At 55.4% G+C, this 14,134-nt stretch carries 12 protein-coding genes; 7 read left to right on the top strand and 5 right to left on the bottom strand.

Annotated elements, in window-relative coordinates; all coding sequences use genetic code 11:
- Positions 1–17: 17 nt before the first annotated feature.
- The 5 genes from M0P74_03820 (at position 18) to M0P74_03800 (ending at position 5,297) form a co-directional block, all read left to right on the top strand.
- Positions 18–1,079, top strand: a complete 1,062-nt coding sequence (locus tag M0P74_03820) for a CofH family radical SAM protein (GenBank protein MCK9362719.1) — start codon at positions 18–20, stop codon at positions 1,077–1,079.
- Positions 1,076–1,885 carry a 1,4-dihydroxy-6-naphthoate synthase gene (locus M0P74_03815; GenBank protein MCK9362718.1) on the top strand — a complete coding sequence of 270 codons (810 nt, stop codon included), beginning with the start codon at positions 1,076–1,078 and terminating at the stop codon, positions 1,883–1,885. The genes M0P74_03820 and M0P74_03815 overlap by 4 nt, the downstream gene beginning before the upstream one ends.
- Before the next feature lie 11 nt (positions 1,886–1,896).
- On the top strand, positions 1,897–2,550 hold the full coding sequence (locus M0P74_03810) for a hypothetical protein (protein MCK9362717.1): 654 nt from the start codon (positions 1,897–1,899) through the stop codon (positions 2,548–2,550).
- Between the two features lie 6 nt (positions 2,551–2,556).
- The gene (ubiA, locus tag M0P74_03805) at positions 2,557–3,417 is read left to right on the top strand and encodes a putative 4-hydroxybenzoate polyprenyltransferase (protein ID MCK9362716.1); all 861 of its coding nucleotides are present in this window, start codon (positions 2,557–2,559) and stop codon (positions 3,415–3,417) included.
- Positions 3,418–3,491: 74 nt separating this feature from the next.
- Positions 3,492–5,297 (top strand): menaquinone biosynthesis decarboxylase, encoded by a 1,806-nt coding sequence (locus M0P74_03800; protein MCK9362715.1) that lies wholly within the window; start codon positions 3,492–3,494, stop codon positions 5,295–5,297.
- A gap of 163 nt (positions 5,298–5,460) precedes the next feature.
- On the opposite strand, the gene M0P74_03795 is transcribed toward M0P74_03800, so the two are convergent.
- Together M0P74_03795 and M0P74_03790 are read right to left on the bottom strand one after the other, a co-directional pair.
- Positions 5,461–6,036 carry a rubrerythrin family protein gene (locus tag M0P74_03795; protein ID MCK9362714.1) on the bottom strand — a complete coding sequence of 192 codons (576 nt, stop codon included), beginning with the start codon at positions 6,034–6,036 and terminating at the stop codon, positions 5,461–5,463.
- Between the two features lie 242 nt (positions 6,037–6,278).
- Positions 6,279–6,470, bottom strand: a complete 192-nt coding sequence (locus M0P74_03790; protein MCK9362713.1) for a ferredoxin — start codon at positions 6,468–6,470, stop codon at positions 6,279–6,281.
- A gap of 173 nt (positions 6,471–6,643) precedes the next feature.
- Here M0P74_03790 and M0P74_03785 point away from each other — a divergent pair, with 173 nt between their 5' ends.
- Positions 6,644–7,261 (top strand): HD domain-containing protein, encoded by a 618-nt coding sequence (locus M0P74_03785; protein ID MCK9362712.1) that lies wholly within the window; start codon positions 6,644–6,646, stop codon positions 7,259–7,261.
- Between the two features lie 2 nt (positions 7,262–7,263).
- Positions 7,264–8,178, top strand: a complete 915-nt coding sequence (locus M0P74_03780) for an aminotransferase class IV (protein ID MCK9362711.1) — start codon at positions 7,264–7,266, stop codon at positions 8,176–8,178.
- A 235-nt stretch (positions 8,179–8,413) separates the two neighbouring features.
- Here M0P74_03780 and M0P74_03775 read toward each other — a convergent pair whose 3' ends face one another.
- Genes M0P74_03775 through M0P74_03765 form a run of 3 tightly spaced genes read right to left on the bottom strand, consistent with a single transcriptional unit; the run spans position 8,414 to position 14,134 of the window.
- Entirely contained in the window at positions 8,414–11,599 is a 3,186-nt protein-coding gene (locus M0P74_03775) for a CusA/CzcA family heavy metal efflux RND transporter (GenBank protein MCK9362710.1), read from the bottom strand.
- Positions 11,600–11,645: 46 nt separating this feature from the next.
- Positions 11,646–12,857 (bottom strand): efflux RND transporter periplasmic adaptor subunit, encoded by a 1,212-nt coding sequence (locus M0P74_03770; GenBank protein MCK9362709.1) that lies wholly within the window; start codon positions 12,855–12,857, stop codon positions 11,646–11,648.
- Positions 12,854–14,134: a TolC family protein gene (locus M0P74_03765; GenBank protein MCK9362708.1), complete on the bottom strand. Its 1,281-nt coding sequence runs from the start codon at positions 14,132–14,134 to the stop codon at positions 12,854–12,856. Before M0P74_03765 ends, M0P74_03770 begins: the two co-directional genes overlap by 4 nt.

Here is a 14,134-nt window from a genome sequence, read left to right as displayed (position 1 = left end):
TGGCGTAGGGGCACGGCATGAATGAGCTGAATGAAAAGATATATGCGGAAAAGCGGATCAGTGAGGAAGAGGCCTTGAGCCTTTTTGACTGGAATATCCTTGAGTTGGGCATGGCGGCCGACTTCCGGACGCGGCTTGCAGCGCCCGGCGATGTGGTCGGATTCATCATCGATCGGATTATAAATTTTACCAATGTCTGCGAAGCCGAATGCAATTTTTGTGCTTTCCACGCCCGGGCTGGTCAAATAGAGCCTTATGAACTCACGAATGAAGGGATTCTGAACAAAGTTGCAGAACTGGTTGAAAGCGGAGGCACGCAGGTGATGCTGCAGGGGGGGCTCAATCCTCGCTATGCATTGGATGACTTGACCGCGATGGTGCGAGCGATCAAAAACCGTTTCCCCAGGGTGACTCTCCACTCCTTCTCGCCTGCGGAGCTCGTGTACGCCGCCCGCCGTTCGGGATTTTCCGTTGATCATGTTATAGAAGTCCTGAAGGAGGCGGGCCTCGATTCTGTTCCCGGCGCCTCCGACATCCTTGTGGAGAGGGTGCGCAAGCTGGTCAGTCCCCGGAAAATTTCTGTCGGGGAGTGGGTGGAGACAATGGAATCCCTGCATCGTTACGGCCTGAAATCAAGCGCGACGATGACCTACGGGTTGGGAGAAACCCATGCGGAGCGGATCGCGCATCTGAGCGTCATCCGGGGGCTGCAGGATCGTACCGGCATGATTCGGGCTTTTATCCCCTGGTCTTTTTCACCAGCCCAGACGCGGATGGAAAATGTTGCTGCGGCCACCGGAATGGACTACCTGCGGATCGTCGCCATTGCCCGCATTTTTCTCGACAATGTCCGCTATATCCAGGCCGGCTGGCTGACCGAGGGGATGAAAATGGCGCAGATCGCCCTGACGATGGGGGCAAATGACATGGGCGGGGTGCTTACCGAAGAGGTGGTGGTAGGGGCGACGGGGCTGAAAAACAAAACCAGCATGGACGAGATGATCGACATCATCAGGGATGCCGGACGGATTCCCATCCAGAGGGATTCGGATTACCGGCAGATCAGGTCATTTGCATGAGCGAAACAATAGAACTTGACATCGGTTTTTCACCCTGCCCGAACGATACGTTTATCTTCGATGCGCTTGTCAACAGGAGAATAGACGCAACCCCCTATCTCTTTCATCCCCGGATTGCGGACGTGGAGGAGCTCAATGGGAAGGCCTTTTCCGGTGGCTGGCAGGTTACAAAGCTATCGTTTTATGCGTATCTGCTTCTGGGCGAGCGCTATCTGCTGCTGGATTCGGGGGCGGCCCTCGGCTATGGCTGCGGGCCGCTCCTGGTCGCCGGGACTTCTTTCAAGTCACTCGAAGGCGCACGTATCGCTGTCCCCGGACGTTACACGACCGCTTATCTGCTCTTGCAGCTCTGGATGGGCGGTGCGGGGCAGGCAAAGGTGGAGTTTGCGAGATTTGACGAGATACTCCCCGGCATTGCCGCCGGCCGGTTTGACGCGGGACTGATCATTCATGAGGGGCGATTCGTCTATCAAAGGTACAACTGCTCCTCCTTGATTGACCTGGGAGAGTGGTGGGAGCAGGAAACGGGGCTGCCGATTCCGCTGGGCTGCATAGCTATCCGCCGCGACATGGCTTCCCATCAGGAGGCCGTTGCCGCCCTCATTCGCGATTCGGTCCTTCATGCGCGGAAACACCCCGCAGTGGGACAGGATTTTATCAAAGAGCATGCCCAGGAGCTGGACGATAAGGTAACGGCAGAGCACATCGCACTGTATGTCAATGATTTTACGCTGTCTCTCGGTTCCGCGGGCAATGACGCCATATCCGTCCTGAAAGAGAGGGCAGAGCGCTGGAAACTCCTTTAACAGGCCTGGTAATGGCGACGATGACGGAGGCGGCGCCCCTGATCAGAGGGCTGGCGCTTGCCGAAATAGCCAGTTCGCCGTTTCGGATCTTTAAGGATTCAAGGATGGCGCTGGTCATATCCGGAATAGGCAAGGTCAATGCCGCGATGGCAGCCACCTGGCTTATTCAGGGCTTTCGGCCTTATCTGATCTGCAATATCGGCGCCGCCGGGGCCTTGGACGAGAAAGGCGAATTGGGCGCGCTCTACCATATAAGTAAAGTAATCGAGTCGGATCGGCCTGATCTCCAGACAGGTGTCTTTATGGAGCACGTTCCTGATGTTCTGGAAGGCTTTGCCATGGCATCGCTTGCCACTCAGGATCGGCCGCTGCGGACGGCGGAAGAGAGAAAAGGGGTCGCTGGGCTTGCCGATCTCGTCGATATGGAGGGGGCCGCCCTTGTCCAGACCGCCCGCCGTTTTGGTCTGGGCTGCTTTATCTTCAAATTTGTTTCCGATACCCCGGAGCATGACCAAAGAAGCGCCATCATAAAAAACATCGAGCGGTTCCGCGATGTCCAGTTGCGTTTTTTCGAGTATCTGGTCTTGCCTGCTCTGCCTAAGGCAAGTAGCCCGGAGCGACAGGAATGGGTCAAAGTGGCTGCCAATAACAGCAGCAAGGTTTAGTCAGCGATGAAAATATTCTCCCAAGCCGTGGTTTATTCACGGATGATAAAATTTTCCCATACGATCTTCGCCCTGCCGTTTGCCCTTTCCGCGGTTGTCCTGGTGCAGGCGACGAGGCCGCTCGCTCTTAAAACCGTATTTTGGATTGTAATTGCGATGGCGGCAGCCCGGTCGGCCGCGATGGGGTTCAACCGCATCGCCGATGCCGAACTGGATGCAAAGAATCCGCGCACCGCCATCCGGGAGATTCCCCGGGGCGCCATTTCCAAGCGGGAGGCCGCCTTCTTTACCTTTTTTTCCAGCCTGGTTTTCATCATTGCTTCCGGGGCGCTTTCCATTTTATGTTTCTGGCTTTCCTTCCCGGTGCTGGCGTTTGTTTTTGCCTATTCCTATACGAAAAGATTTACCTGGATTGCCCACCTGTTTCTGGGAGTTGCCATCGGGATTGCCCCGATGGCCGTCTGGGTGGCGGCAACCGGGAAAATGCCCGGGGCGATCTCGGTGCTGAGTCTGGCGCTTATGACCTACATCGCCGGTTTTGATATTCTTTACGCCTGTCAGGATGTTGAATTTGATCGCAAGCAGGGTCTTTATTCCATCCCGGTTTATTTCGGCGTCAGAAAGGCTATGATCATCTCGGGGCTGCTGCATGCGGCAAGCGTACTGTCGCTCGCGGGTCTCTACTGGCTGTTTTCGTTGAACCATATCTACCTTGTATTCGTTGCCGTTATTGGGATTCTTTTTATTGTAGAGCACCGGCTTGTCAATCCCGGCGACCTTTCCAAAATTGACATCGCCTTTTTCAATGTCAACAGCGTTATTTCGCTGCTCGTGCTGGCGGCGATTTTCCTGGGGACTATATTATGAAGCAATAATAATGCTCAATTTACTGGAGGGACGCGCTCCATCATTAGGGTTTCATTTGAAAGTGGGTAAACGCGATGGGTTATAAAAATCTTGGCGAGTTCATCGCCCGGCTTGAGAAAGAAGGGGAATTGTTCCGGATCAGGGATACGGTTTCTCCACTTTTGGAGATAACGGAGATAACCGACCGGATGTCCAAATCCGCAGGCGGCGGGAAGGCGCTTTTCTTTGAAAAGGTTGCAGGTTCGGCGTTCCCGGTTGTCACGAACGCCTTCGGCAGTTATCGAAGGATTGCCCTGGCCTTCGAGTCAACCCCGCAGGAGCTTGCCGCAAGGCTGGCCGGGATCATCAAACAGGCGCCGCCGAAGTCAATGCTCGCAAAGATCGGGATGATCCCGAAAGCGCTGTCCTGGGCTAAATTCATCCCGAGGACAAAAAAGCTGAAGGTGCCGCCCTGTCAGGAGGTTGTCCTTACGGGGGATGAGATCGATCTGACGAAGCTGCCGATTCTTCAATGCTGGCCAAAGGATGGGGGGAGGTTCATTACGCTCCCAGTTGTCTTTACGAAGGGGCTGGGAGATGGCAGGAGGAATGTCGGGATGTACCGGATGCAGATGTATGATGGGAAAACAACCGGGATGCACTGGCATATCCACAAGGACGGATCGCACCAGTTCCTTGAATACCAAAAGGCCGGCCGCCGGATGGAGGTTGCCGTCGCCGTCGGCACGGATCCCGCTGTTACCTATGCGGCGACGGCGCCCCTGCCGCGAGGGGTGGATGAAATGATGCTGGCCGGCTTTATCCGGCGGAGCCCGGTTGTCCTCGTCAAAGGGGTTACCGTAGATATCGACGTGCCGGCGGAGGCGGAGTTTATCCTCGAGGGCTATGTCGATCCTGCAGAAACACGGCTCGAAGGGCCGTTCGGCGATCATACGGGCTACTACTCCGCCGCCGATCTCTACCCGGTATTTCATCTGACGGCGATCACCCACCGGAAAAATCCCGTTTACAGCGCGACGGTGGTGGGACGTCCGCCCATGGAGGATTGCTATCTTGCCTATACGACGGAGCGTCTTTTTCTGCCGCTGCTCCAGACGGTCATGCCGGAAATAAAGGATTATCTGCTTCCCTGGGAGGGCGTTTTTCATAGCATTGCCGTTGTCGCCATCGAAAAGGAGTATCCGGGGCACGCCGCCAAGATCGCCTACGGCCTGTGGGGAAGCGGCCAGATGAGCTTTGCCAAGGCGCTGGTCATCATTGACGATCAATCGCTTTTGGCAGACGGTCGGCGACTCTTTGAGCATATCCTCAATATAATAGATTTCTCTTCAGATGTGACTATTGCCAGTGGCATTCTCGATGTCCTCGACCACTCCGCGGATAATCCTCTGCTGGGAGCGAAAATCGCGATCGATGCGACCGTCCGCATTGCCGGCGAAGGGGAGCGATTAACGGAATGTCTTGATTTTTCATCAATTTCCCCTGAAGGTGACGCGGATCTGCTGCTGCGGCTCCAAGAAAAAGAGGGCGGCTTTACCGGATTGAGGGTATTCTTTCCCGGGTGTAAAAGACGGCTCATAGCGGCAACCATCGATAAGGAAAAAGGGCAATCTTCCCGCTCCTATCTCGATCTGCTTGCCCGGGAGTTCCGGGGTGGGGAAATATTTGTCCTCTACGATGCCGCGATAGACCTCGCGGACGATTCGCTGCTACTCTGGAAGGCGTTCAATAATGTTGATCCCGCGCGGGATATTACGATTGCCGAAACGAATATCACCATCGACGCAACCCAAAAAGGTCCCGTCGACGGCCATAAACGGCCGTGGCCGGATGATATCGAAATGACGCCGGAAATAAAAAGAAGGGTAGATATTCAATAAAGCTCTCGCCGTATGGTTTTTTTAACCCCCAGTGACTAAGATAATTGCGAAGAACATATTAAGAAAAGGGGGCAGATTTATTATTATCAATAAACAAATCTGTCCCTTTTCCATTTCCCACCGTATCCGGCCAGCGATAGTAAGCGGGCGCAGCGGTCTCTTTCTACCAGTTTTCTCCCAGCAGTTCGAATTGCTCCTGGAGCTGGGCGCAGGCGGGGCATTGGAGGGGCGCTTCCTCTCCGGTGTGCAGGTAGCCGCAGTTCCGGCAGCGCCAGACTACGGGCCGGTCGCGTTTGAAAACCCTGTCCGCCTTGATGTTGGCGGCCAGCTCTCGATATCTCTTTTCGTGCTGCTTTTCCGAGACGCAGATCGCCTCCCAGGTCTCGGCGGCGCGGTCAAACCCTTCGGCGCGGGCGATTTGGGCAAACCCTGGATACAATTCGGCATGCTCAAAGTGTTCCCCCTCGGCCGCGGCAAGCAGGTTTTCATAGGTTGTTTTAACGACGCCGGTAGGAAAACTGCCGCTAATCTCCATCTCCCCACCATTGAAGAATTTAAAGAACCGAAAGGCGTGTTCACATTCCTGATTAGCTGTTTCTTCAAATATATCAGCTATCTGCATATAGCCATCCAGCCGCGCGGCCCGGGCGAAGTAGGTATAGCGGTTTCTTGCCTGCGATTCGCCGGCAAAGGCAAGAAGCAGATTCTTTGCTGTTTTGCTTTCCCTGAATTTTGCCATGTCGCATTTTCCTCCTGAAAACCTTTGAAAAACAATCCCTTAAATATTAAATAACTTTTGAGATTGATTCGTCGCTCCGCCCCCCGCAATAGCGCGAAGGACAGAAGGTTCAAAGTCTCTCCTTGCGATAAATCAGCAGGAGTGTCCGCCCGTCGTTATAAAATCTAAGATTTATGAACTTAGTCTGCGATTTATAAACACTAATCTGCGATTTGTGAACATTAATCTTCGATTTGTGAACATTAATCTGCGATTTCAATCGCGTCGGCCCCGCAATCTTTTGCGGCCTGTCGCACCACATCCTTATATTTATCCGGGATCGGGTCCAATTTTATGGTCGATTTCAGTTCGTCCTCATTGTACTCGAAAACCTCCGGGCATAATTTATTGCAGTTTCTGTCTCCCATGCATTTTTCGGTAACGGTTACTTTCATTTTTTCCTCCTCAAAGGGTGATTGTGAATCGGCGCCATCTGCCAATCTCTTTTGCAGCCGATAATAGGGGGAGTTGCAAGCTTATGTCAAGGTGATTTTTGCATTCCCTTTTCTTCTGGAGGCCTCTTAAATTCTATGGCTATCCGGCCGCCGATCTGCTATGAAGCGAGCCTATGAAAGCAAGGCCAATCGCCATCCCTTCAGAAGCGGTATGCATGGAAATAATTTCTGAGGCGGGGATGCTGGAAAACATGATCGCTCACTCTTTGCAGGTGCAACGGGTTTCTTTGTTTATCGCGGATAATCTTCTGAAAAGCGGGCTGAACAGGGATCTGCTCGGCGCGGCAGCGCTCCTTCATGACATAACGAAGACAAGAAGTTTGCAGACCAAAGAGGATCACGCCAGAACCGGGGAACTGCTGATTGCCGAAAAAGGGTATCCCGAGGTCGGCCGGATAATCGGCCAGCACGTTTTTCTCGAAAGCTATTTTCTCTCAGCGAACCCAACCGAGGCGGAAGTGGTCAATTACGCCGACAAACGCGTGCTCCATGACAGGGTTGCCTCGCTTGCGGAGCGGATGGACTATATTCTGGAGAGGTACGGCGGGACGTCGGAGCGCCGGGAGTTGCTAAGCAGGCTTTGGCGGAGGTCTGTGGAGCTGGAAAAACATCTCTTTACAATGTTGCCGTTCGCGCCGGAAGAGCTGCCGGGGTTATTGGAGCAGCGATTTGCCTTGTTCTCGGAGAATTTGCAGAGCCTCGCCGTCTCCGTGGCGGTTAGAAGAGAATGAAGATGCTGGAAAATCGTATTGTTTATCTGGATGGAGCCTTTGTTGCGGCGGGCGAGGCGACGCTCCCCATCCTTAGTCACAGTGTGGGGAGGGGCTCGGCGATTTTCGATGTGCTTGCCTTCGGCGAAACGACGAAGGGCCGGGCGATTTTTCGCTTGGACGAGCATGTCGCCCGCTTTCTGCGCTCGGCTTTAGCGCTGGAGATGACGCTTCCCCTTTCCGTGGCAGAGTTGCACGAGGCGATCAAAGAAACGGTTCGCCGCAACACGCTGCAGGCGGGGGCGATAAAAATAATCGGTTTTTATCCGGAGCCCTCGTTTTCGCTTTTGCCCCCGCAAAAGCCGCTGCATCTGGCAATTTTTGTTTTGGATCCCGACGGCGATTTTGGAGAAAAGCCTCTGGCGGAAAATGAATGCGTGACCGCCTTTGTCTCCCGCTGGCGGCGGCTTGATCCGCGCACCGTGCCGATTGAGGCGAAGGCGGCCGCCAACTATCTCAATGGCCTCGTTGCCCGAACGGAAGCCAAAAATCTCGGGTTCGCTTACGCGATTATGCTCGATTTGGAGGGAAACATCGCGGAGGGCGGCACGGAGTCGATCTTCCTGGTGCGCGAAGGGCGTCTGCTCACCCCCAATATCGGCCACATTCTCCAGGGCATAACCCGCAAGTCAATCCTGGCGGCGGCGAAGGCGATGGGTATCGAGACCTTTGCCGGCGCCCTGCAAGAGGGTTTGCTGAACGAAGCCGATGAGATCTTCTTCTCCGGAACGGTTCACCGGGTTCTGCCCGTAAGCCGGGTGGGAGACCGCATCCTTCCGGCAGCGCCCGGTCCGGTTACGCGCATGATCGCCGCAAGGATGCAGGCGATAGCGTCGGGCCGCGATCCGCGATTCCAGGACTGGCTTTTCCCCGTTTGAACGTCTTAGGGCCTGTCCACAAATAACCTGAACATCTTGCATCTCATCTTTGGGCCATCTTTGGCTGTGGCTCAATCACAAAATCCAAAACGTAGCGCTGCTACGTCTGCGGTTTTGTTCAATCGCCGCAACCAAATCCAACCCAAATCTGAGCGCAATCTTGCACAGGTTATTTGTGGACAGGCCCTTATCAAAATATTACCAAGGAGCGGCTTGCCTCTTTATGCAGGGTGATCTATTCCTTCGTTTTGAACTCCCTGCCGCGCCAGATCATGTAGATGGCGGGATAGATCACCAGTTCGAGGATGGTGGAGGTGACCACGCCTCCGACCATCGGCGCGGCGATCCGCTTCATAACATCGGCCCCGGCGCCGTGGCTGAACATGATGGGGATCAGGCCGGCCAGGATGACGCTGACCGTCATAATTTTGGGCCGGATGCGCTTGACGGCGCCGAACATGACCGACTCCTTGAGATCCTGCAGGCTATTCAATTTCCCTTCCTTGCGCCACTTCTCATGGGCAAGGTCGAGGTAGAGGAGCATGACGACGCCCGTTTCCGCATCCAGCCCCGCAAGGGCGATGATGCCGACCCAGACGGCGATACTCATGTTGTAACCGAGTATATAGAGGAGCCAGAATGATCCGACCAGCGAAAACGGCACGGCCATAAGGACAATCATTGTTTTCGTGATGCTTTTGGTGTTCAGAAAGATCAGGATGAAAATGATCAGGGCCGTCAGCGGCACAACCATTTTCAGCCTTTCGTGCATCTTTACCATATACTCGTATTCGCCGCTCCACTCCAGCCGGTAGCCGTCGGGGATCTTCAGGGAGGCGACCTTTTGCTTCGCCTCGTCCACGTATCCGCCCACGTCCCGGCCGAAAAAATCCACATAGACATACAGCGAAAGAAGTCCCTCTTCGCTCTTGATGGCTGTCGGGCCTTTGATGATCCGGATGTCCGCCAGTTGTCCGATTGGCACCTGCAGCAGAGGGCGGGCGCCGCCGTCAGAGGGGCTGCCCGTCCCCATTCCACTGCCGGAAGCGGGAGCGCCCATCTTGACAGGCACCAGCACCCGCTTGAGCTTTTCCACATCATTCCTCAGTTCCCGCGCATACCTCACATTGACGGGATAACGTTGCCGGCCCTCCACGGTAGTGGTCAGGTTCATTCCCCCTACGGCTGTCTGGACAATCTCCTGCACATCATCCACGCTCAAGCCGTAACGGGCAATCTCGGCGCGCTTGATGTTGAAATCGAGGAAATATCCGGTCGTAGCCCGTTCGGCATAGGCGCTTCGGGTGCCGGGGATATCCTTCACCACCGTTTCGATCTCTTTGCCGATCCGCTCCAATTCATCGAGATTCGGCCCCAGCACCTTGATCCCAACGGGCGTCCGGATGCCGGTAGAGAGCATGTCAGTCCGCGCCTTGATGGGCATCGTGAAGGAATTGGCCACCCCAGGGATAGAGAGGGCGTCGTTCATCTCGTTTTTCAGGGTCTCCAGGGTCATGCCCGGCCGCCACTGGGCTTCCGGCTTCAGGTTTATGACCGTCTCGAACATCTCGAGCGGCGCCGGGTCGGTGGCCGTTTCGGCCCGACCGGCCTTGCCGAAAACCTGGGCCACTTCCGGGAACTTCTTCAACAACCGGTCCTGCAGTTGCAGTAACTTGGAGACTTCCGTTATTCCCGCCGCCGGCACTGTCACGGGCATGTAGAAAAGCGTCCCTTCGTAAAGCGGCGGCATGAATTCCGACCCCAGCTTCATAAAAGGGTAGGCGGTTATCGCCATGACGAGCAAGGCGATGACGATTACGATTTTTCGGAAGCGTAGCGAAACGGCCGCCACCGGTTCGTAAAGCCTGCGGAGGACAATGCTGACCGGGTTTCTGTCTTCAGATCGTATCTTCCCCCGGACAAAGAGGGTCATCAAAACCGGGGTCAGAGTAACCGCCAGGAAGGAGGAAAAAAGCATCGCAAAGGTCTTTGTGTAGGCCAGCGGCTTGAAGAGCCTTCCCGCCTGTGCCTGCAGCGTGAAAACGGGCAGAAACCCGACGCTGATGACCAGAAGCGCGAAGAAGAGGGAGGGACCGACCTCCTTGGCAGCCTCGATGATCACATCCGTCCGGTTTCCGGGCCTGCCTGCCGCCTCCCACTCCTCCAGCTTTTTATGGGCGTTTTCCACCATGATGATCGAGGCGTCCACCATCGCGCCGATCGCGATCGCGATCCCGCTCAAGCTCATGATGTTGGAGGTAAGTCCCAGATAAAACATGCAGATAAAGGAGATCAGGATGGCCAGGGGCAGCGTGAGGATGACCACAAGCGCGCTCGGCAGATGGAAAAGAAAGACGATGCAGACCACGCTGACCGCGATCGACAGCTTGATGATTTCCTCTTTCAATGTATCGATGGAGCGCTTGATCAGGTCGGAGCGGTCGTAGGTAGTGACGATCTCCACCCCTTTAGGCAGACTGGGGACGATATCCTTTTTAATCCTCTCCTTCACCCGCTCGATGACATGGAGCACGTTTTCGCCAAACCTCACCACGACGATGCCGGCAGCAACTTCGCCCTGGCCGTCAATTTCCGCAAGTCCTCTCCTGATCTCTGGTCCAAGCCGGATGTCGGCCACATCCTTCAGCAGCACCGGCGTTCCCCTGCCGTCGGTAGTGACCGCGATTTCCGCCAGATCCTTCAGATCCTTGAGGTAACCTCGTCCCCGGATCATGTATTCGATTCCGGAGAACTCCAGAACCCGGCCTTCCACGTCGCGGTTGCTCTTCTTTACCGCCTCCATTACCGCCATAAGCGGGATGTTGTAGGCCAGAAGCCGGTTCGGATCGATCGTGATCTGGTACTGTTTGACAAATCCGCCGAGGCTTGCCACCTGGGAGACGCCCGGGACGCTTTCGATGGCGAGCTTTACGTTATAGTCCTGGATGGTGCGGAGCTCGGCCAGGTCGTGACCGCCTGTCTTATCGACCAGCGCGTAGGAAAATCCCCAGCCGACCGCCGTGGCATCGGGACCCAAAACGGGATTGACATCGGCGGGTATCTTGGCCTTTACCGCCTGGAGGTATTCCAGAACCCGGCTTCTTGCCCAGTAGATGTCCGTCCCTTCGTCGAAGATGACGTAGATAAAAGAACTTCCGAGAAAGGAGAAGCCGCGGACGAACTGGACCTTCGGCGCCGCAAGCAGCGTGGACGTGATGGGGTAGGTGATCTGGTCTTCCACCAGATCGGGGCTCCGGCCCTGCCACTCCGTATAGATGATGACCTGCGTATCGCTCAGGTCGGGAATGGCGTCCAGCGGGGTCTTCGTCAGGGCCCAGTATCCCCAGAGGGCCAGCGCCGCCACCAGAAGAAAGACGATGAACCGGTTGCGCGCACTGTAATCGATGATTTTAGCGATCATAATATCCTCAAACTTAAAACTATTGCCTCAAAACTTAAAACCCGGCTTATTTTCTTTTCATCGGCAGAGGGGCAACGCCCTTCAACTGGGCCTCCGAGTCGATCAGGAAGTTGGCCGAGGAAGCCACCTTCTCGCCCGCCTTGATCCCGCCCGTTATCTCAACGAGTTCATCAACCTTGAGGCCGGTCGAAACCTCACGCGGTTCGAAATACCCCTCGCCCTTGTCCACATAGACGATCTGCCTTGCCCCCGTATCGATGACAGCTTCGGCGGGCACGGCGAGCCGGCTGCCGAGGTTGATCTTGATCTCGACGCTGGTGAACATCTGGGGTTTCAGGGCGCCTTTGGGGTTGGGGATCGTAAATCTCACCTTGGCGGTTCTCGTCTCACTGGCCAGAGCGGGATAGACATAATCCACACGGGAGGAGAACTCCTGCCCTGGGAAATAGCTGAGGCCGATCCGGGCCGGCTGCCCCACCTTGATCAGCGGCAATTCATACTCGTAGATGTCCGCGACGATCCAAACGCTGGAAAGATCGACTACATCGAAGAGTTTTTCTCCCGGCATGACGCGCATCCCCTGAACGGCCATCTTCTGGAGGATGTAGCCGGAAACGGGGGTGTAGATGGTAAGCGTTCTGATCGGCTTGCCAGTCGTCTCGATCTTTTTGATCTGTTCATCGCTGATATCCCAAAGCCGGAGCCGTTCTTTTGCCGCCTCCAGCATGGCCTGCGCGTCTTTGACAAGCAGCAGGGACGTGCGCTCATCCTTGACGGATTGACCCTGACCTGCCCAGCGCAGGACATTTAAAAACTCCTGCTGCGTTGCCACCAGCTCCGGGCTGTAGATTTCCACCAGCGGCTCCCCTTTTTTCACATAACGTCCCGTATAATCGACGTGGAGCTTCTCTATCCACCCCTCGATCTTGGTATTAACGGTCGCCAGTTTTCGTTCATCATACTCGATGCGGCCCACGGTCCGGATGACCCGGTTCAGCGGTTGGATTGCGGCCTTGACGGTTCGGACGCCGATCATTTGCTGCTTGTCCGTGGGGATTTCGACCGTGGGAGTTTCCTCCGGCTGCTTTGCCTCTTCCAGGGCCGCCTTTGTTTCCGGCGGGGCGGAGGGCGCCGCCTCCTTGAAAAGGCCGATCCGCGCCGCCTCGTTTTTCAGTTCAGTGCGGTAGCGATACGAGAAAGCGCCGGCAACAAAGACGAGCAGGCAGATAACACCGATAATGATGACTCTTTTTTTCATTTTACGTCCACCCCATAGTCCGTGATCGCCGCGAGCCCTTCCAGCCTTGCCGCGGCCTTTTCCCTTTCGGCAAACTGCCGCGATGATAATAATTCATAATCAATCAGCGATTTCAGCCTGGTAATAACGGTGATTGCTTCAATTTTCCCGGTCACATAACCAGAGAGGGCGAGCTCGAAACCCTGGTAGGCCTTGGGAATCAAGCCATCCCGGTAAAGCGCGATCAGATTTTCCGCTGTTTTCAACATGGAATAATTGTCCCGCAGTGCGGATGAAACCATCAGCTTGGTCGCTTCCACATTCCTCCTGGCCTCCAAAAGGGCCATCTCGGCCTCCAGAACCCCCTCCCGCTGTTTTGTCTTGTAGAAGATGGGGACATTGATCGTTGCCGTCAGATTCCACATGTCCGGGAATTGGGAGCTGCGGGCAAAGTAACTGGTTCCGATTGTAAAATCCGGATAGTATTCCTTTTTTGCCATAAGAACCTTCGCCTCGGCGGCGTCGGCCATCTTTTCTTTCGCCTTGATCATCGGATAGCGCTCGTGAGATAGTTTAATCAGTTCCTCCAGGCGGTACGGTTTGAGAACAGCTTGCGGCTTTTCAGGTCTGCCGAGCGGCGCGAGCGCATCCCTTCCCAAAGAGGCGTTCAGCATCGCCTTCAGGGACTCGATCTTCTGCTTCTCCATCTCTTCCCGTTCTATGAGCATATACTTCTCCGTCTGGGCCATCAATACCTCCTGCTGCGGCGCCATGCCCGCGGCGTAGCGTGCAAGGGCCGCATCTTCCACCCGGGAAAAGAGCGCCGCCTGGTCCTGGAAGAGGCCAATATTGGTGTAGGCCAGATAGAGGTCATGGTAGAGTTCCTTGACCCTGACCTCCGTCGCCAGCCTTGTTGCCGCAGCCATCGCCTTCAGGCTTTCCATATCGCGCGTTGCCATTTCCCCCTTCAGCGCAAGCTTCCCCGGATAGGGAAACATCTGAGACACGGAAAACATCCAGCGGGAATCGGCGGGCATCCCTTTGGTCTCTCCGCCGAAGGTATAAAGGTTGTCCGTACCCTCATTCTCATAGCCCACCATCACCATCGGATCGGCAAGGCTCAGCGCCTGGGGGATCTTGTGCGTCGAACCGTTGGCCCGCGCCTCTGCAATATGGATTTCCGGGTTGTTCTGTAATGCCTCCCGGATCAGCTCCGGGAGTTTCAAAACCTCTTCTGCGGCGAAAGCCTGAGTGGCAGTAAGGAAGAAGATGGACAAACCGATAAGGGGAAAGCGCAT

The sequence above is a fragment of the Syntrophales bacterium genome (assembly GCA_023229765.1).
Classification (GTDB): Bacteria; Desulfobacterota; Syntrophia; order Syntrophales; family UBA5619; genus DYTH01.
This window is presented reverse-complemented; position numbering and strand designations above follow the sequence as displayed.

What these genes read in the sequence shown, in the direction of transcription:
- M0P74_03820 (MCK9362719.1), top strand. Translation starts at nt 18, where the DNA reads ATGAATGAGCTGAATGAAAAGATATATGCGGAAAAGCGGATCAGTGAG.
- M0P74_03815 (MCK9362718.1), top strand. Translation starts at nt 1,076, where the DNA reads ATGAGCGAAACAATAGAACTTGACATCGGTTTTTCACCCTGCCCGAAC.
- M0P74_03810 (MCK9362717.1), top strand. Translation starts at nt 1,897, where the DNA reads ATGGCGACGATGACGGAGGCGGCGCCCCTGATCAGAGGGCTGGCGCTT.
- ubiA (MCK9362716.1), top strand. Translation starts at nt 2,557, where the DNA reads ATGAAAATATTCTCCCAAGCCGTGGTTTATTCACGGATGATAAAATTT.
- M0P74_03800 (MCK9362715.1), top strand. Translation starts at nt 3,492, where the DNA reads ATGGGTTATAAAAATCTTGGCGAGTTCATCGCCCGGCTTGAGAAAGAA.
- M0P74_03795 (MCK9362714.1), bottom strand. Translation starts at nt 6,036, where the DNA reads ATGGCAAAATTCAGGGAAAGCAAAACAGCAAAGAATCTGCTTCTTGCC.
- M0P74_03790 (MCK9362713.1), bottom strand. Translation starts at nt 6,470, where the DNA reads ATGAAAGTAACCGTTACCGAAAAATGCATGGGAGACAGAAACTGCAAT.
- M0P74_03785 (MCK9362712.1), top strand. Translation starts at nt 6,644, where the DNA reads ATGAAAGCAAGGCCAATCGCCATCCCTTCAGAAGCGGTATGCATGGAA.
- M0P74_03780 (MCK9362711.1), top strand. Translation starts at nt 7,264, where the DNA reads ATGCTGGAAAATCGTATTGTTTATCTGGATGGAGCCTTTGTTGCGGCG.
- M0P74_03775 (MCK9362710.1), bottom strand. Translation starts at nt 11,599, where the DNA reads ATGATCGCTAAAATCATCGATTACAGTGCGCGCAACCGGTTCATCGTC.
- M0P74_03770 (MCK9362709.1), bottom strand. Translation starts at nt 12,857, where the DNA reads ATGAAAAAAAGAGTCATCATTATCGGTGTTATCTGCCTGCTCGTCTTT.
- M0P74_03765 (MCK9362708.1), bottom strand. Translation starts at nt 14,134, where the DNA reads ATGCGCTTTCCCCTTATCGGTTTGTCCATCTTCTTCCTTACTGCCACT.